This window comes from Branchiibius sp. NY16-3462-2, assembly GCF_001594145.1.
GTDB lineage: Bacteria > Actinomycetota > Actinomycetes > Actinomycetales > Dermatophilaceae > Branchiibius.
This window is the reverse complement of the sequence record NZ_LVCF01000036.1, coordinates 1-16559: the sequence shown is the minus strand read 5'-3', so window position 1 is coordinate 16559 and position 16559 is coordinate 1. Positions and strand designations below refer to the sequence as shown.

The 16559-nt window shown below is 67.0% G+C and carries 18 protein-coding genes and 2 pseudogenes; 9 read left to right on the top strand and 11 right to left on the bottom strand.

Features of this window, described 5'->3' with window-relative positions; genetic code table 11:
* Nucleotides 1-15: 15 nt before the first annotated feature.
* Entirely contained in the window at nucleotides 16-834 is an 819-nt protein-coding gene (locus tag AZH51_RS11345; RefSeq protein ID WP_291524334.1) for an MIP/aquaporin family protein, read from the bottom strand.
* A gap of 127 nt (nucleotides 835-961) precedes the next feature.
* Here AZH51_RS11345 and AZH51_RS11340 point away from each other — a divergent pair, with 127 nt between their 5' ends.
* Together AZH51_RS11340 and glpK are read left to right on the top strand one after the other, a co-directional pair.
* Entirely contained in the window at nucleotides 962-1720 is a 759-nt protein-coding gene (locus tag AZH51_RS11340; RefSeq protein ID WP_291524332.1) for an IclR family transcriptional regulator, read from the top strand.
* A complete protein-coding gene (glpK, locus tag AZH51_RS11335; RefSeq protein WP_291524330.1) occupies nucleotides 1717-3237 on the top strand; it encodes a glycerol kinase GlpK in 1521 nt (506 codons plus the stop codon). The genes AZH51_RS11340 and glpK overlap by 4 nt, the downstream gene beginning before the upstream one ends.
* A gap of 9 nt (nucleotides 3238-3246) precedes the next feature.
* Here the strand turns inward: glpK and AZH51_RS11330 are convergent, their stop codons facing one another.
* The 4 genes from AZH51_RS11330 to AZH51_RS11315 form a co-directional block, all read right to left on the bottom strand.
* Nucleotides 3247-4611: a UDP-glucose/GDP-mannose dehydrogenase family protein gene (locus tag AZH51_RS11330; RefSeq protein WP_291524432.1), complete on the bottom strand. Its 1365-nt coding sequence runs from the start codon at nucleotides 4609-4611 to the stop codon at nucleotides 3247-3249.
* 349 nt (nucleotides 4612-4960) lie between these two features.
* Nucleotides 4961-5524, bottom strand: a complete 564-nt coding sequence (locus AZH51_RS11325) for a YggT family protein (RefSeq protein ID WP_291524328.1) — start codon at nucleotides 5522-5524, stop codon at nucleotides 4961-4963.
* Nucleotides 5525-5573: 49 nt separating this feature from the next.
* Nucleotides 5574-6467 carry an NYN domain-containing protein gene (locus AZH51_RS11320; protein WP_291524326.1) on the bottom strand — a complete coding sequence of 298 codons (894 nt, stop codon included), beginning with the start codon at nucleotides 6465-6467 and terminating at the stop codon, nucleotides 5574-5576.
* 13 nt (nucleotides 6468-6480) lie between these two features.
* Complete coding sequence (locus tag AZH51_RS11315) at nucleotides 6481-6864, bottom strand: ribonuclease inhibitor (RefSeq protein ID WP_291524323.1); 384 nt, start codon at nucleotides 6862-6864, stop codon at nucleotides 6481-6483.
* Between the two features lie 48 nt (nucleotides 6865-6912).
* Between AZH51_RS11315 and AZH51_RS11310 the strand changes: the two genes are divergently transcribed.
* Nucleotides 6913-7680 carry an endonuclease/exonuclease/phosphatase family protein gene (locus AZH51_RS11310; RefSeq protein ID WP_291524321.1) on the top strand — a complete coding sequence of 256 codons (768 nt, stop codon included), beginning with the start codon at nucleotides 6913-6915 and terminating at the stop codon, nucleotides 7678-7680.
* A gap of 7 nt (nucleotides 7681-7687) precedes the next feature.
* Here AZH51_RS11310 and AZH51_RS11305 read toward each other — a convergent pair whose 3' ends face one another.
* The gene (locus AZH51_RS11305; protein WP_291524319.1) at nucleotides 7688-8701 is read right to left on the bottom strand and encodes a hypothetical protein; all 1014 of its coding nucleotides are present in this window, start codon (nucleotides 8699-8701) and stop codon (nucleotides 7688-7690) included.
* 154 nt (nucleotides 8702-8855) lie between these two features.
* Between AZH51_RS11305 and AZH51_RS11300 the strand changes: the two genes are divergently transcribed.
* Both AZH51_RS11300 and AZH51_RS11295 read left to right on the top strand, forming a co-directional pair.
* The gene (locus AZH51_RS11300; RefSeq protein WP_291524317.1) at nucleotides 8856-9014 is read left to right on the top strand and encodes a hypothetical protein; all 159 of its coding nucleotides are present in this window, start codon (nucleotides 8856-8858) and stop codon (nucleotides 9012-9014) included.
* Between the two features lie 95 nt (nucleotides 9015-9109).
* Nucleotides 9110-10663, top strand: a complete 1554-nt coding sequence (locus AZH51_RS11295) for an SLC13 family permease (RefSeq protein ID WP_291524315.1) — start codon at nucleotides 9110-9112, stop codon at nucleotides 10661-10663.
* 4 nt (nucleotides 10664-10667) lie between these two features.
* Here the strand turns inward: AZH51_RS11295 and AZH51_RS11290 are convergent, their stop codons facing one another.
* The 3 genes from AZH51_RS11290 to AZH51_RS11280 are packed head-to-tail and all read right to left on the bottom strand — an operon-like array spanning nucleotide 10668 to nucleotide 13063.
* On the bottom strand, nucleotides 10668-11618 hold the full coding sequence (locus AZH51_RS11290; RefSeq protein ID WP_291524313.1) for an aldo/keto reductase: 951 nt from the start codon (nucleotides 11616-11618) through the stop codon (nucleotides 10668-10670).
* Entirely contained in the window at nucleotides 11615-12451 is an 837-nt protein-coding gene (locus tag AZH51_RS11285; protein WP_291524311.1) for a uracil-DNA glycosylase, read from the bottom strand. Before AZH51_RS11285 ends, AZH51_RS11290 begins: the two co-directional genes overlap by 4 nt.
* A 33-nt stretch (nucleotides 12452-12484) precedes the next feature.
* Entirely contained in the window at nucleotides 12485-13063 is a 579-nt protein-coding gene (locus AZH51_RS11280; protein ID WP_291524309.1) for a hypothetical protein, read from the bottom strand.
* A gap of 139 nt (nucleotides 13064-13202) precedes the next feature.
* On the opposite strand from AZH51_RS11280, the gene AZH51_RS11275 reads away from it, so the two are divergent.
* Nucleotides 13203-13583 (top strand): DUF427 domain-containing protein, encoded by a 381-nt coding sequence (locus AZH51_RS11275; protein ID WP_367188046.1) that lies wholly within the window; start codon nucleotides 13203-13205, stop codon nucleotides 13581-13583.
* Nucleotides 13584-13602: 19 nt separating this feature from the next.
* A complete protein-coding gene (locus tag AZH51_RS11270) occupies nucleotides 13603-13875 on the top strand; it encodes an acylphosphatase (protein ID WP_291524305.1) in 273 nt (90 codons plus the stop codon).
* A gap of 2 nt (nucleotides 13876-13877) precedes the next feature.
* Here AZH51_RS11270 and AZH51_RS11265 read toward each other — a convergent pair whose 3' ends face one another.
* Nucleotides 13878-14012 carry a hypothetical protein gene (locus tag AZH51_RS11265; protein WP_291524303.1) on the bottom strand — a complete coding sequence of 45 codons (135 nt, stop codon included), beginning with the start codon at nucleotides 14010-14012 and terminating at the stop codon, nucleotides 13878-13880.
* Nucleotides 14013-14482: 470 nt separating this feature from the next.
* Between AZH51_RS11265 and AZH51_RS11260 the strand changes: the two genes are divergently transcribed.
* A complete protein-coding gene (locus tag AZH51_RS11260; RefSeq protein WP_291524301.1) occupies nucleotides 14483-15364 on the top strand; it encodes an N-acetyltransferase in 882 nt (293 codons plus the stop codon).
* A 311-nt stretch (nucleotides 15365-15675) separates the two neighbouring features.
* Nucleotides 15676-16215: pseudogene (locus AZH51_RS11255) on the top strand (phosphotransferase); the annotation flags it as partial.
* 61 nt (nucleotides 16216-16276) lie between these two features.
* On the opposite strand, the pseudogene AZH51_RS11250 reads toward AZH51_RS11255, so the two are convergent.
* Nucleotides 16277-16435 (bottom strand): annotated as a pseudogene (locus tag AZH51_RS11250) (VOC family protein); the annotation flags it as partial.
* Nucleotides 16436-16559: the final 124 nt, after the last annotated feature.

Here is a 16559-nt window from a genome sequence, read left to right as displayed (position 1 = left end):
TTGAAAGTCGGTCTGTCACTCGTTGGGGAGCGGCTCGCCGGCCGCTTCCTGCTCGGGTTCTTCGTGCACCGCGTCCAGGCCCCGGTCGACGAGCAGCTTGAACAGCCCGCCACCGACGACACCACCGATGAGTGGCGCCACGATCGGTAACCAGAAGTAGTACGTGCCGTGTTGATCCTTCATCGCCGTGCTGTATCCGGTGATCCAGGACGCCAGACGCGGACCGAAGTCACGGGCCGGGTTGATGGCGTAGCCGGCGTTCGCACCCCAGGCCATACCGATCGCGACGACCAGCAGACCCACCAGGAGCGGACCCATGTTGGATAGCGGCGGGTTGTTGCGCGCACTGGTCAGCGCGAAGATCACGAAGACCAGGATGGCGGTACCGACGATCTGGTCGAAGAAGGCCGTCGTCATCGTGACGTCCGGGCCACCATTGCCCGGCAGGGTCGAGAAGATGCCCTGCGTCTTGTAGGTGTGATTCGGGTCGATCGCGTTGATCAGATCCGCGTAGGTGAACCGCACGATGAGCGCTGCCACGAAGGCACCCGCGGTTTGAGCCAGGGCGTAGGGCAGCACCTTTTTCCAGGAGAACCCCTGGAAGGTGGCCAGCGCCACCGTGACCGCCGGGTTCAGGTGCGCACCGGAGATCCGGGCGGAGACGTAAACACCGAGCGTGACACCCAGGCCCCAGGCCCAGGCGATGGAGTCGTGATCACCGAGATTCCCGTCGCCGGTGACGACCTGCGCCACCACACCGACACCGAACAGAATCAGGATGCACGTGCCGGCGAACTCCGCGAGGAGTTCCCACGTCAGCGTGTCTTTCTTCATGGGCAGGTCCTTTCGTCGCCTCGTTGCGATGTGGATCACACAACCCTGACCGCGAGCTCAAAGCCAGAGCCACCGTTCGGTATACGCGAATGATGATTCGCCAATGTCGAACGGCCTACGATGAGGTGTGCCCGCACCCATCCAATCGATCGAGCGCGCTGCCAATGTGCTGCACCTGCTGGCCGCGGCGACCGAGCCGGTGATGCTGGGTGAACTGGCCCGGATGCTGGACCTGCCCAAGCCCACGGTGCACGGCATCGTGCGGACGCTGGTCGAGGTCGGTTTCGTGGCCCAGGAGCCGGAGACGGGTCGCTATCTGATCGGCGCCGACCTGGCCCGGTTGGGACAGACCCTCGACCCGCACTTGCTGCGCTCGCGGTCGGCCAACTGGGCCGACCAGCTGGCGGCGACGACCGGCCTGGAGGTGCAACTGGGTGTCCTCAGCGGCAACGGCGTCCTGCTGCTGCATCACGTGTTCCGCCCCGACGGCTCGCCCCAACGGCTGCGCATCGACGAGCGCCAACCACTGCATGCCACCTCTCTCGGCCAGGTGTTGCTGGCGTTCTCTTCGGCCGCCGGCCGGCTGCACACCCTCGAACTGCACCCGTTCACCGCCAGCACCATCACCAGCCGGACCCAGCTCGCGCGCACCATGTCGCAGGTCCGCCGCCAGGGGTACGCCGTGGTGGACGGGACACTGACCCCCGGAGTGGCCGCCGTGGCGGCCCCGATCCTGCACTACGCCGGGGTCAGCGTGGGCGCACTGGCCGTCGTGGGTCGGTCCGCACGGATGCTGGACTCCGCCGGCCGACCCCGCGAGCGCCTGCCCGAACGGGTCGTCGATGCCGCCACCGCGATCTCCCAGACCCTTCAGGAGCGACTGTGAGCGCCCGCTATGTCGCTGCCCTCGACCAGGGCACCACGTCGACCCGGTGCATGATCTTCGACCAGCGCGGCCGCATGGTGACGGTCGCCCAGCACGAGCAGCGACAGTTCTTCCCCCAGCCCGGTTGGGCCGAGCACGACGCTGAGGAGATCCTGACCAACACCTTGCGCGTGCTGCCCGAGGCATTGCGCTCGGCCGGTCTGCTCACCACCGACATCGCGGCGTTGGGTATCGCCAACCAGCGTGAGACCACGGTGGTCTGGGACCGGATCACCGGCAAGGCCCTGGCGCCCGCCATCACCTGGCAGGACACCCGGTCCAGCCAGATCGTCGCCGAACTACAGAACAGCGCCCATCGCGCGTTGTTCGAGGAGGTCTGCGGGCTGAGCCCGGCCGGGTACTTCGCGGCACCCCGCCTGCGGTGGCTGCTGGATCACGTCCCCGGTCTGGCGCGGCGGGCCCGCTCCGGTGAGGTGGCCTTCGGGACGATGGACAGCTGGCTGACCTGGCATCTGACCGGTGGCCCGGACGGCGGGGTGCACGTTACTGACGTCACCAACGCCAGTCGCACCATGCTGATGAACATCCGCACCCTCGAGTGGGACCAGCGCCTCCTGGACGCCCTCGACATCCCCGAGCAGCTCCTGCCGCAGATCCGGCCGAACGCGCAGGTGTGGGGCTCGTGTACGTCCGGGATGCCGGGTGTGCCCCTCGGCGGCGCCCTGGGGGATCAGCAGGCGGCGCTCTTCGGAGAGGCGTGCTTCAGCGCAGGTGAGGCCAAATGCACTTATGGCACAGGGGCTTTCGTGCTCACCAACACCGGTGAGCGGCTGACCGGTTCCAGCCATGGGCTCATCTCCACGGTGGCCTACGCCTTGGATTCCGAGCGCCCGGTCTACGCGATCGAGGGATCGATCGCGGTCGCCGGGGCGCTGGTGCAGTGGTTCCGTGACGCGTTGGAGATGATCGACTCCGCTCCGCAGATCGAGACGCTTGCCCGCCAGGTGGACAGCACCGGTGGCTGTTACATCGTCCCGGCCTTCGCCGGATTGTTCGCTCCCCACTGGCGCCCGGAGGCGCGCGGCGTGATCGTCGGCCTCACGTCGTACGTCAAGAAAGCCCACCTCGCACGCGCGGTGCTCGAGGCCACCGCGTGGCAGACCGCCGAGGTGGTGGATGCGATGAACGCCGACACCGGGTTGGCGATCACCCAGCTCAAGGTGGACGGCGGCATGACCGCGAATCACACACTGATGCAAATGGTTTCGGACTTCCTGGCCATTCCCGTCGAACGCACCCTGGTCTCTGAAAGCGTCTCGCTCGGTGCGGCGTACGCCGCGGGGCTGGCCGTCGGGTACTGGCCGGACCTGGAGGGCCTGCGCCGTAACTGGCATCGCGCGGGTCGTTGGGAGCCCAGCATGGCGGAGGGGTTGCGCCGGCGGCGGCGCACGCAATGGAACCGCGCCGTGGAGCACACCCTGGGCTGGGCGCGGGATGAGGACGGGGAACCGGTCTGATCCGGCGGTTCAGGCGACCTGCGTAGGCCGGCCCAGCGCGCGGTACTCCCAGCCGGCTGCCGACCAACTCCGGGCGTCGAGCGCATGTCGGCCGTCGACGACCCGCTTGGCGTTCACGATGTGTCCGAGCAGTTCGGGGTCGATCGCCCGGAACTGCGGCCACTCGGTGAGCAGGACCACCACCTCGGCGCCCCTGGCCGCCGCACCGACCCCATCGGCGTAGTGCAGCGTGGGCTGCACCTTGCGGGCATTGTCCATCGCCTCCGGATCGAACACGCTCACCAGCGCACCCTCCTCGACGAGCATGCGCGCAACATCAAGGGCCGGCGCGTCCCGCACGTCGTCGCTGTTCGGTTTGAACGCAGCGCCCAACGCGCACACCCGCACGTCGGTGAGATCGCCGCCGGCGACCTCCCGGACCAGGTCCACGGTGCGCCGCCGGCGACGCCGGTTGATGTCGTCGACCTCCCGAAGGAAGGCGGTCGCCTGACCCACTCCCAACTCGTTGGTCCGCGCCATGAATGCGCGGATGTCCTTGGGCAGACAACCACCACCGAAGCCGAGACCCGGTTTGAGGAACTGACCACCGATGCGCGCGTCGTACGACAACGCGTTGGCCAGCACCGACACATCGGCGCCGGTGGCCTCGCAGACCTCGGCCATGGCGTTGATGAAGGAGATCTTGGTGGCCAGGAACGAGTTGGCCGCGACCTTGACCAACTCCGCAGTCTCCAGGTCGGTGCGGATGAGGGGGCAGCCACGGTCGGTCAACGGCTCATAGACCCGGGCGACCAGATCCGTGGCGGTACCGCCGTCAGCGGCGCCGATCACCAGACGGTCGGGGCACAACGTGTCTTCAACCGCGAATCCCTCGCGCAGGAACTCGGGGTTCCACATCAGCTGCGCAGCCGCGCCAGCCGGTGCCAGATCGCTGACGGTCTGTGCCAAGCGGCGCGCGGTTCCTACGGGAACGGTCGACTTGCCGGCAATCACACACGGGCGGCGCAGGTGCACGGCCAGACCCGTCAGCGCGGCCTCGACGTACGTCAGATCGGCGCCGAGCCCATCGGCCCGCTGGGGAGTTCCGACGCATAGGAAGTGCACGTCCCCGAACTCGGCAGCCTCCTGCAGGGAGTCCGTGAACGACAGGCGACCGGTCGCCATGGCCTTGCCCAGCAGCGAAGGCAGCCCGGGTTCGAAGAACGGCACCTGGCCGGCGGACAGGTCCCTGACCTTCTGCGGGTCCACGTCGACGCCGAGTACCCGGTAGCCGAGGGCAGCCATCGCCACGGCGTGGGTCGCACCGAGGTAGCCGGTGCCGATCACGGTCAGCCGGGGGGCCTCGGTGCCCAGACCGTCGGGCGTGAGGTTCATCAGGGTGTCGATGGGCGGCGGCCAGTCGGCCGCGTCGGTGAGGGGAGCAACGGGATTGGTTGACATGGGATTTCTCCAATGGATGGACCAGCTCGTAAGAGGAGACGAACGACATCTGGACAGCCACGAAGGGCTGTGCACGATGGGGTCCCGACACCGTTCGAATCCGATTCGACAGCCCAGGGCAACGGTCCTGGCGGAGTCGGGTGATCGACCACGGTGGCGATTACTGAGATTTCCTTGACGCCGTCCCGACCGGCGTCTGAACAAAATGCTAACGCTGCCGATGGCGTCGGTGGTGTTACCGACCCGTCCGATTACGGTGACATCGCGGACAGTTCACCGAGGTTCAACGCTGATCCGGGTACCGCGGGTTGGGCTGGGTGGGGTACTCCCCCTGCTGGCCGGGCGCGTACTGGGCGGGCTGCTGCGGGTACTGGGGTTGCTGCTGGGCGTAGGTGCCCGCCAGGCCGTGCGCGGCCAGGTAGGTCTGGCGGTCCAGAGCCTCCGCGCGCTCGCGATCGAAACGATTCAGTTGCTTGGTGAGCCAGTAGATCGCCAGATGGATCACCCACGCGACGATCGCGTAGATCAACATCGCGAAGAGCACCGAGGTATCCAGGACCGCGATGTGCTGGCCGTTGGCACTCGAGGTGAGGTCGACGCTGGGAAAGATGCCGCGGAATGGTTCCATCGCCCGCTCCATCGAGCGATAGACCCACCGCACGAAGCCGGCGTCCTCACTTGCTCCGAACAACTGCAGGATGAAGCCCAGTCCGAGGACGATCTCGACGACGATCACGTAGGCGTAGGCGAAGTAGGCCAGCACCCGACCGAAGGTGAGCAGGTAGCGCTTCTCCTTCGGCGGTTCTTCGGTGAGATGGGCCGGGGGCGGGCTGCTGTGCTGGGACACGGTCCTGCTCCTCGCTCGATGCGCTGTCCCTTTCACTCTAGCCAGCCGGTCAGTGCCCGGGTCGTAGCCGGACCTTGCGACTGTGGTGGTCCTCTTCCAGCTCTGCGATCGAGCCCCGGGTCTTCACGAACTCAGAGAACGACGTCACCCCGAAGTCCTTCTCGTTGAACGAGGGGTCCATCCGTTTCATCTGGCTCTTCACCTCACCGGCGTTGAACCACTCGGCGTCCGGGTCCTTCTCCCGCAGGATGCGCAACGCGCGCAACAGCAACCGGGTGGCCTGACGCGAACTCAGTTGCTCCTCGTCCTTGTCCTCCTCCGCGACCGGTTCGCCCTTCGCGGACGACCGCGGTCCGCCCTTCTTCGCCGGTGCCTGCCCCACCTCCCGCTCTTCCTGCTCGCGGTCGGACAAACCGGGCAGGTTGTCGTAGGTGACCAACTCATCGACCGCCGCGGCCAGGGAGCGACTCGTGGCACCGGCGACCCCGACCGCGACCACGTAGCGGCCCATCCGCTTGAGGCGCTGGGCGAGCGGGATGTAGTCCGAATCCCCTGCGACCAGAACGACCGTCGCGACCGACGGCATCCGGCCCATGTCCTCGAGGGCATCGACGGCCAGGCGGATGTCGGCACCGTTCTTCGAACCCGAGGCGGGGAAGAGCTGGATCAGATCGACGGCTCGGTCGACCAGCTGTTTGCGGTAGTGGACGTTGGCTGGGACCGACCAGTCGGCGTACGCACGGGTCAGCGCCAGCCGGCCGAAGGAGGAGGCGAAGTCGAGGATGGCGTGCAGGTCGACCTCGGCAGCGCTGACCCGGTCCGGATCGAAACCCTTGTCGCGATCGCGCCAGAAGGCGCCCTTGCCGTGGACCTGGTCGTACCGGGAGATCACCACGTTGTCGAAGTCGATGTAGACGGCGACGGCGGAACTGGGTTCGGGCATATTGCCGAGTCTGTCAGGCCAGCGTCAGCCCGACGCCCGGATGCTCGGCGAAGACCTCCAGGACCAACTCGAAGTAGGTCTTACCGGTGCCGGCTTCGAGGTCTGCCAGCTGCTGCTGGATGAGGGCGTGGTTGAAGGGCCCCTCCAGTTTGGCGGTCAGCCAGGCCCGGGTCGCGGAGGTGCCCAGCGACGTACGACTCAGGTCGTGATCGGCCCACACGAACTGCGGATCGTCGTCATCGGCGAGCGCGCCGATTCCGCCGTAGAGCAGGTCGTTCAGCCCGTCGAGGCTGGCGCCCAATCGCCAGTTCTCACTGGTCATCACCAGCCGGTTGAGCTCGCCGTAGAAGTCGTCGATGCCGTGGATGCGGGCACCCTCGATCCGGTAGGTCGCCATACCAACCAGGATCCTCGCCGCCCGGCGCACTTTCTGTACGCTCGCCGGATGACCGGGCCTATCCGGATCGTCAGTCTCAACGTGTCGGCTCCCGGCGAGCGCCGGGTGCCGGCGTTGCTGCGCTGGCTGGCGGATCAGGACGCAGCGGTCCTGGTGCTCAGCGAGATCCGGAACGGGCCGGGCCACCGGGCGCTGTGCGCGGGATTACGGGACCTGGGCTTCGACCTGCACGACGCCCGCCGGGCCACCGGCGAGCGGGGCGTCCTGGTGGCTACCAGCGTGCCGACCCTTCCTGCCGATGACCCGTACGCCGATCTGTCCGGTCGCGCTGTACGCGTCCGGCTGGACGTGGCGCGCGGGCCGATCGATGTCGTCGCGATCTACGGTCCGTCATCACCGCCGCAGGGCATCCCACCGGACCGGAAAGCGCTGCAGCGCAAGGAGAGCTGGCTCTCGGAGTGCATGGCGCAGCTCGAACGATCCTGGCCCGCTCCCGATGCCGCCGGCAGCCTGCTCATCGGCGACCTGAACGTCATCCCGCCGGACCATCAGCCGCTCTACCCCTCCACGAAACTGTTCGAATACGAGTTCTTCTACCGGTTGACGACCGAACTGCACATGACCGACCTGACCAGCGCCATCCCGAGCGCGGACTACACCTACACCTGGGTGAGCCATCAGGGCCACGGGTACCGGTTCGATCACGCCCTGTGCGACGACCTCCTGGCCGGACGCGTCGTCGAGTGCGCGTTCGACCATGAACCGCGCCGCACCGGGATCACCGATCACAGCGCGATCCGTGTCGTGCTCGGGTGACGCCGGCTCAGGGCAGCGTGCTGATCGTTCCCGCGGACTGCAGGGCGTCGTACGCCGAGCCACCCGGGAAGTACGCCGAGTCGCTCGCGCCGTCGGCGAAGCCGGTCAGCCAACCGGTGGTCAGGGTCCGGACGGCGTTGGTGTTATTCGGTTTCGGTGTCCCGCAGACCAGGTTGAACAACGCGGTGTTATTCGTGCCGTAGATGTCCTGGTGTACGCCGGTGGTGATCTGGGCGCCGTGGAAGCGGCCCGGCAGCGCGTTGATCAGTTGTTGGGTGCCGCTCTGGTTGGCGTTGCACGAGTTCTTGGGGCTGGCCAGGGCGTACACCGGGACGCCGGCCGGGGCGAGCGCGTTCAGACCGGTCGCGAGGTTCGACCCGGCGGGCGAGGCGACCGGGTCTTCCAGCACCAGGCCCTTCAGCTGTGCGAAGGCGGCCGGGTAGGCCGTCCGCAGGCGGCCCGCGACGTAGCTGACCGCCTCGCCGCCCGCGGAGTGCCCGACGAAGGCCAGCGACTGCGGCATGGCCAGATCCGTGCGGCCGGCGGTGGCGCGCGCGGCACGGAAGGAGGCGTTCAACGCGCCGCTGCTCGCGTCCTTCGTGCCGAAGAGCGTGGCGATGTTGTTCAGGTACGACGTGTTGTTGCCCAGGTTGTTCACCGTGCAGCCGAACAGGTCGGCCGAGGGCAAGGTGGTGGCCGCGACCAGGAATCCCTTGTCGGCCAACTGCTGGGCGTACCCCGCGTAGACGTCCTTGTTCTCGGCGAACCCGTGCTGCAACCACACCAGGGCTTTGGCGTTCCCCGCCGGGAAGTACCAGTCGACCGGCGTCTGGTAGGTCAAAAACGCACACCGGGTCGCGACGGTGTTACTGACGACCGGTGCTTGGCTGGCTGCCTGTGCGGTGGGCGCCAGGCCCAGCGCACCAGCGCCGAGGACGCCCGCGAGGGCGAGGATCGACGTACGCCGAGGGGCGGCTGACCAGCGACGACGGCGGGCAGCGGGTGCGGACGAGAGATTCATAAAACAGAGTGTGCCTGATCCTGGGCCTCCATTCCTGGGGGTGGCGACGAATTGCTTTCGATTTCGTAAGTTTGATCCTCGCTGTCCGGTCACGGGGGGAACGCCCGATCGGATGGCCCCGTTCATTCGTTCCTCCACCCCGAAAGGGTTCGTTATGTCCCCGTGGCTTGCACTCGTCGTGATCGGCGTCATCCTGCTCATCGTTGGTTTCGCCGGAGTCGGCAAGATCCTGATCTGGATCGGCGTGGCCGTCCTGGTCGTCGGCGCCGTCCTGACTCTGCTCGGCCGGGGTCGCAGCAGCATCAACCGCTAAGACCCTCCTGGACGCCCCTTCGCGATCCGCCCCGTGGTGGATCGCGAAGGGGCGTCCTGTCATTCTGGGGACCCGGGCGCAGGCGGAGGTGCAGGATGGCGGCGAGCACGACGACGTTCGTGATCCTGGTCGTCGCCGTCGCCGTCTTCATCTGGAACAAGCTGCCGCCCTCGGTGGTGGCGCTCGGCGTGGCGCTGGCGCTCTATCTGACCGGGGTGTTGACCCTGGGACAGACTGTCGCCGGTTTCGGCGATCCGCTGATCATCTATATCGCCAGCCTCTTCGTGATCAGCGAGGCGTTGGACGCCACCGGGGTGACTGCCTTTGCCGGCCAGCAACTCATGGCGCGCACGGGCACCAACCCGAGATCCGTCGTACTCGGGCTCATGCTCCTGGTGGCGGTCCTGACGGCCGCGATCAGCGTGAACGGCTCGGTCACGGCGCTGGTGCCGGTCGGGGTCATCCTGGCGACCCGGATCCGTCAGGCTCCCTCAAAACTGTTGATGCCGATGGCTTTTGCCGCGCACGCGGGCTCGCTGCTGACACTGCTGGGTAGCCCGATCAACCTGCTGGTCTCGGAGGTCTCGCAGGAATCAGGCAGTCGGCCGTTCGGCTTCTTCGAGTTCGCGCTGGCGGGTATCCCGTTGGTGGTAGGGACCTTTGCGATCAACCTCTTCCTCGGACCCAAGGTCCTGCCGGTGCGGACGCCCCGGGATGCCCCCAACGATCTGAGCCGGTACGCCGAGTTGATGGCCCGCGAGTACGACCTGGCCTCGGAGGACGCGGCGATCTCCTACCACGAGGGCCTCAAGGAGATCGTGATCCCGCCCCGGTCGTCGTTCATCGGCGAACACGTCTACGTCGGGATGCCGATGCAGGGCGAGGACCTGTTCGTGGTGGCGCTGCGACGGGGCGGGTCGGCGCTGGAGAACGGTCAGTTGCAGGCGGGCGACATCCTGGTCGTGCGGGGCGGCTGGTCGGCGCTGGACGAGCATCTGGCGGAGCCGGATGTGGTGAGTGTGGCTGAGCCGGAGCAGGTTCGGCGACAGAGCGGCCGCTTCGGGGTACGCACCTACCTGACCCTGGCGATCGTGATCCCGATGGCGGTGTTGTTGGCGATCGGTGCCGCCCCGCCGGCGATCATCGTGCTCGGCGCGGCGGTGTTGCTGGTGGCGCTGAAGGCGCTGACGCGCGAGCAAGCGCAGAGCGCGATCCAGTTGCCGACCTTGATCACGATCGCGGGGATGATCCCGCTGTCGACCGCGATCCAGACCAGTGGCGCTGCCGACCTGATCTCCGACCGGTTGGTCTCGACCTTCGGAGACTCGCCGCGACTGCTGCTGATCGGGGTGGTCGTCGTGGTGCTGATCCTCGGGCAGTTCATCAGCAACCTCGCGACGGCCCTGATCGTGGCGCCGATCGCAGTGGCGGTGTCGCAGAACACCCACACCTCGCCGTTGCCGATGCTGATGGCGATCGCGGTGGCGGCCGCGGCGGCGTTCCTGACGCCGGTGGCGACGCCGGCGAACCTGATGATCCAGGAGCCGGCCGGATACCGGTTCGGGGACTACTGGCGGCTCGGGCTGCCGAATCTGATCTTCTTCGGCGCGGTCGCCGCGTTCCTGGTGCCGGTGATCTGGTCGTTCTGAGATCTCAGGCCCAGTCGCGCTGCGAGCGGGCGGTCCAGTAGGCCTGCGGGTCCTGCGCCGCCACCAGGAGTTCCTGGATCTGACTGTCAGACAGGGAGATTGAAGCGGCAGTCACGTTCTCCTCTACCTGCCCGGCGGTGACCGCACCGGACAGCACGTGACCGACCCACGGCTGGGCGGCGACGGCCGCGAACGCGGCTTGGCGCAGCGGCAGCCCCATCGATTCGGCAGCCTCTTCCAGCGGGCGGGTCGTCGCATCGTCGCTGCCAGTCACCAACCGGCCGTTTGCCATGGCTTCCTTGACCACGACGTGCACTCCGACATCGGCGGCTTCCTGCAGCGCCGGGCCGACGGAGGGTTCGAGCAGGTTCCAGGTCGATTGCACGACGCGGAAGAGCGGCTGGCCGCCTCTGGTGATGCTCAGTGCCGCCCGTACTACCTCGGCTTGCTGCGGCCCGGACGTGGAGAAGCCGATCCGAATTCCGTTGTCCCGCAACGTGGCCAGCGCATCCAACAGGGCATCGTCGTTGAGCGCGGGGCTGTCCGGAGTGAGCGAGTGGATCTGGTAGATGTCGACGTGGCCGCCCAGTTCGTGCTCAGTTGCGGCCCACTGCTCCTGGAAGGCAGCCAGCGAATGGTCCTTCTGCTCATGGGTTTCGGCGGCCATCTGCCAGTCGCCGACGTAGCGGTAACCCCACTTCGAGGCCACCGTGACATCGCTGGCTGCCGGCCGGGTGGCCAGCCAGCTCGCGAGGAAACTCTCGGAGACGCCGTACGACCGGGCGCAGTCGACGTACCGCACGCCCGCGGCGTACGCGGCGTCGAGCACCTGGGCGGTGCGCTCCCGCATCTCCTCGACGGTGCGGTGGCCACCCAGGTCGCTGCCTCGCCCGGAGGTGATGTACGCCGGGCGGCCGAGTGCCGCCAGACCCAGCCCGACCTTCTCTGCACTCATCCGTTCCCCTCCTTCTCCTGCGCGAGTTTGGTTGCCCGCGTGATGATCTCGTCGAACATGTCGTGAGTCAGTCGGCCGGTGTAGGTGTTGTGCGGGGACGGGTGGTAGCAACCGATCAGGTGCAGGCCGCCGACCGTTGCTTCTGTGCCGTGGCCGAATTTCGGTCGGGGTCGCGGGATGTCGATGCCCGCGCTCTCGAGTGCCGTCAGGGCCGCTGACCACCCAATAGCACCGAGGCACAACACAACTCGTGCCGTGGGCAGCACGAGTTGGAGTTCGCGCGCGACCCACGGGGAGCAGGTCGACAGCTCGGTCGGCGTTGGTTTGTTCTTGGGTGGCGCGCACCGCACCGGGTTGAGCAATCTGACCCCGGTCAGGTGTTGCCCGTCCCCTGCGTTCTCCGAGGTGGGCAACGCGGCCAGGCCGGCTCGGTGAAGCGCCTCGAAAAGCCATGTGGCAGAGGGGTCTCCGGTGAAGTTACGACCGGTGCGGTTACCGCCGTTGGCCGCCGGCGCGAGGCCGAACGCCAGCAACCACGGTCTGGTGTCGCCGAAACCAGCGACCGGTCGGCCCCAGTAGGGCTGGTCCGCGTAGGCCGCCTTCTTCACCCGGGCGCACTCTTCGCGCCAGCTCACCAGCCGGGGGCAGGCGCGACAGACGGTCAGCCGGGCCGTGAGTTCGGCGAGGGAGGCATCTGCTGCCCATCGGCGTACGTCGCTCGCGGACGTGGCCTGTGGCGTGGCCGGGGTAGCCAGGTCACCGGGCCATCCCTCGCCCGGGGTCGCCGGCGAGGTCATCATCGCTCCGGTGACCGGGTGCGGGAGGCGTTCCACCCAGCCGACGCTACCGGGATCGCGTCAGGTCCCTCAGGACAAGCGGTGCACGCTGAACTCTTCGAAGTAGGCCAGCCCCGCCCAGCCGTGGTCCTCGCGCGAGGAGAAGTTGGTCCAGACCTTCTCGTCCGCAGTGGTCGTGCTGATCGTGGCGGTCAGCCACTTGGTCTGGGAATTGGAGTTGGACGGCATAGTGACGTCGCCGAACGGGCCGCTCATCCGCATCGTCTGGTTGAGGCCGCGGAAGGCCAAGGCGACCAGATAGGTTCCCGGATCGGCGATCGTGTACGAGGCGTATCCGACGGTGCCTTCCCACTCCCCGATCGACTGGCCGACCTGATGGATCGAGCCCATGAAGACCAGGCCCGAGGTGCAGTCCCAGCGTCCGGGCGCGTAGAAGTCGAGCAGCCCGTTATCGGCGTACGGCGTGCGGGTGGTCAGGGTGAGGACCGCCGGGCCGAGGTCGGGGTGATCTCCCTGCAGCAGCCGGATGATGCCCGGGTTCAGATGGAGGCTGACGGAGTCGAACTGCCGGGCGCGCAGATCGCGCACCGTCATCGGAAGTTCGGTGGTTATCTGCGAGAGGTACTCGCGAGTAACGGTTTCAGACATGACGGTCTCCTCGTGACGGGGTTGATCTTAAGGAGATGCCGCTGCCCGTGGAGATACCCCGTTTCGTTTGGTGATGGACTCCGGGAATGAGCCCCCGCCGTCGTGGCGTTCACCTGGGTACCACTGAGGAATCGAGGAAATGATGGCCGTCCAGCCAAGACTCGAACCAGGACCGGATCATCCGATCACAGTTGAACCCGAGCAGCATCGGGTGACAGTCAGATTCGGAGGTCGGGTGATCGCTTCCAGCACCTCGAGCCTACGACTCGCAGAGTCGACCTATCCCGCGGTGCAGTACCTCCCTCGCGCCGACGTGGACCCAGCAGTGCTCACCGAAAGCGACCACACGACGTACTGCCCGTATAAGGGGACGGCGCGCTACCACGGGTTGCGGGACGCGGATGGAAACGTCACCGCCGACAAAGTGTGGTTCTATCCCGAGCCGTACGACGCGGTGTCGCCGATCGCCGACCACCTGGCGTTCTATCCGGACGCGGTGGACATCTCGCTCGAGGACTGAGCTCGGGCAGGATGAGTTGATGCGACGAGTGCGGGTGGTCGTCACTGGATCAGTCCAGGGCGTCGGATTCCGGTGGAGCACGCAGACGGTGGCCGACAAGTACGGGCTCGCGGGTTGGGTGCGCAACCGCTCCGACGGCGCGGTCGAGGCCGAGTTGGAAGGGTCGCCGGAGGCGGTTGACTCGATGCTCGCCTGGCTGCACAAGGGACCGCCGTCAGCGAGCGTGTCGCACGTGGACGTCATCGAGGTTCCCGCGAAGGGCGAGACTGAGTTCGTCGTGGAGCCGCACTAGCCCTAGGCGGACTTCTCCCGCTGTGGACGGTAGGTCAGCCAGAGCGCTCCGGTGTCAGTCGCGGTGCAGCTGATCAATTGCCAGCGAGCCAGTTGCTCCATCCCGGCAAACAATCGTCGGCCGACGGGATCAGTCACCGGCGCCACCCACCAGTTGGACCTCATCGGCCAGCTGGTGGGTGATCAGCGACTGGACCAGGGTGATGCTGCCGTGGACGCCGACGTCTCGATTCCCGGGCAACCCCTTCAATTCCGCGACAACGTCTGCGAGCGGACCACTGGTCGTACATCCCACGGCCCAGTAGCACCGCCTTCTGGGAGGCCAGAAGTTGCGCCTCCAGGTCGGCCATCACTGCGTCGTACCCAGGCGGGGACGGGCCGTCCGCGCCCGGGTTGGGGAAGTAGCGACCCGGGTCGTCGACCGCGCCGTCCAAGGTGGTCAGGGTGAACGTCACGATTCGGGTCAACGGCTCGCGCCGATCTGCATCAGAAGGCGCACGCTCATGCCCTCATGATGCTCTTCGCAGCAACATCCCGCGCCGTCATCCACCAAGCTAGGCGGTCGAAAATGCGTAGCCGCCCCGTCCGCGACCTGGTTCGTTGATGACGTGACGACTACCCTCCACGCGGCCACGATCGACGTACTTCCCGAAGTCATCGATGCGGTTTCGTCCTGGCAGGACGGGCGATCGGTCCAGGTCCACCCCGGCGATCTGGGGTGGAACTCCAGCTTCGGTGCACAGGCGCTCGCCGATGACCTCCGGCTCTGGCGACGTGACGGGCGTGTGGTTTCGATCGGCCTGGTGGACTCCGAGAGTGCGATGATCCGGATGAGCATCGACCCGCAGGTCGACGAGGACAAGGACATCGCCGCGCAGGTTCGGGACGACCTGAGCGACCCGGACCGGGGAGTCCTGCCGGCGGACCGTGGAACCGTCGAGGCGAGGTCAGGTACGGCGTTCCGGGCCTTGCTCGCCGACAGCGGGTGGCTGCCGGGCGAGCCGTGGACCCCTCTTCGACGGAATCTTGCGAACCCGGTGGAAGACTGCGGCCTGCGTATCGTCACGCTCGATGCCTCGACGACCGATGAGCGGCTCATCCGCGACCGCGTCTCGGTGCAGCGAGCCTCTTTCGCGGGCTCGACTTTCACGATCGAGCGCTGGCACACGATGGCAGCATCCCTCGCCTACCGCAACGCCTGCTGCCTGGTCGCCTACGACGCCGATGACCACGCCGTCGCGGCCGCAACGGTGTGGTCGGCGGGACAGGGAAAAGCGGGGCTCATCGAGCCGCTCGGTGCCCACCATGAGTTCCGGGGCCACGGCTACGGCCGGGCCATCACGCTTGCTGCTGCGAGCCAGTTGGCAGCCATGGGCGCTTCCTGCGTAGTGGTCTGCACACCCGCCAGTAATGTGGGCGCGGTGGCGGCTTATGAATCAGCTGGGTTCGAACGGCTCCCGGAGGTCGCCGACTTCGAGCCACCGTCATAACAATGGACCGGGCCACTCTGATCAGTCTTACCGTTGCAGTCGCAATTGCGGTCGTTTTGGAGATCATCTGCAGGCTGGTCTTCAACCTGGGGAACGGATGGACTCCGGCGATTGTCATCCCTGTAGCTGTGGTGTCATACGCCGTTACCCGGTCACGTCTGACCGGGCGTAATCACTAGACCAGGTCGTTGCGATCGCCGAGGATCGCCCGTCTTCTCGTCGAGATTCTCTGTCTCACAGTTTGATTGGCGCCTGCATAGTGACATCGGACTCTCGCCGTACTCGGCCAACCGTCGTACGCATCGTCGGCGGCTTGGTCTGCGGCGGGGAGAGCCGCCGCGCGGTTGCACGCCGCGCCACCCCCGCCGTGGCCGAGTAGTCAGTGCCAGCAGCGGCCGGTCGAGGTAGACGGCCTGTTGCAGTTTCCGCCGTTGCTGGACCCGGAATGCGCGTGGGTGGTCGCCAACAACGTCGTACCCGCAGACGTCGTCGACCGCTGTCGCCAGCTTGCCCGTCCCGCGCTGCGCCCATGGAAACCGGCGTTCATCCATGGCGACCTGCAGATCGTGCACGTGTTCGTCGAAGGGGACCAGGTCAGCGGTGTGCTCGACTGGTCCGAGGCCGGTCACGGAGACGCGATGTACGACCTCGCCACCTTGACGCTAGGGCACCCCGAGCACCTCGCCGATGTCGTCACTGGGTACGACGGCGAGGTCGATGTCGACGTCGTTCGTGCTTATTGGGCGCTCCGGAGTCTGATGCAGATCCAGTGGCTGACTCAGCACGGATACGGTGACCCGGCCACCTTCCCGGAGGTCGAAGTCCTTCGCTCATTGGCTGCAGGGCTCTAGAACTGGGCCCGGTCCCTCGGCGACGGCATCCCCGTCCAAGGGTGCCGTCCGCCTCGCCGTGCTAGGCGCGGTCGTGAAGGGTGATCAGGTAGCCGTCGGGGTCAGCGAAGGTGAACGTCCGGCCGAACGGTCCGTCGATGGGAGCGGCCGCGATGGTGTGACCGTCTGCGACGAGCGCGTCGTGGATGGTTTGGACGTCGGTGGCGTGCAGCCAGAGGGCTGGTTCAGGCGGTGGGTGCAACACGAACCGTGGAGGTTGTGTTGCGAGATTTGTCTGCAGAGCGTCGTCGGGCGTTGCGGTTGTTGTCGCAGGGTATGAGCGCTGAGCAGGTCGCGCGTGGTGT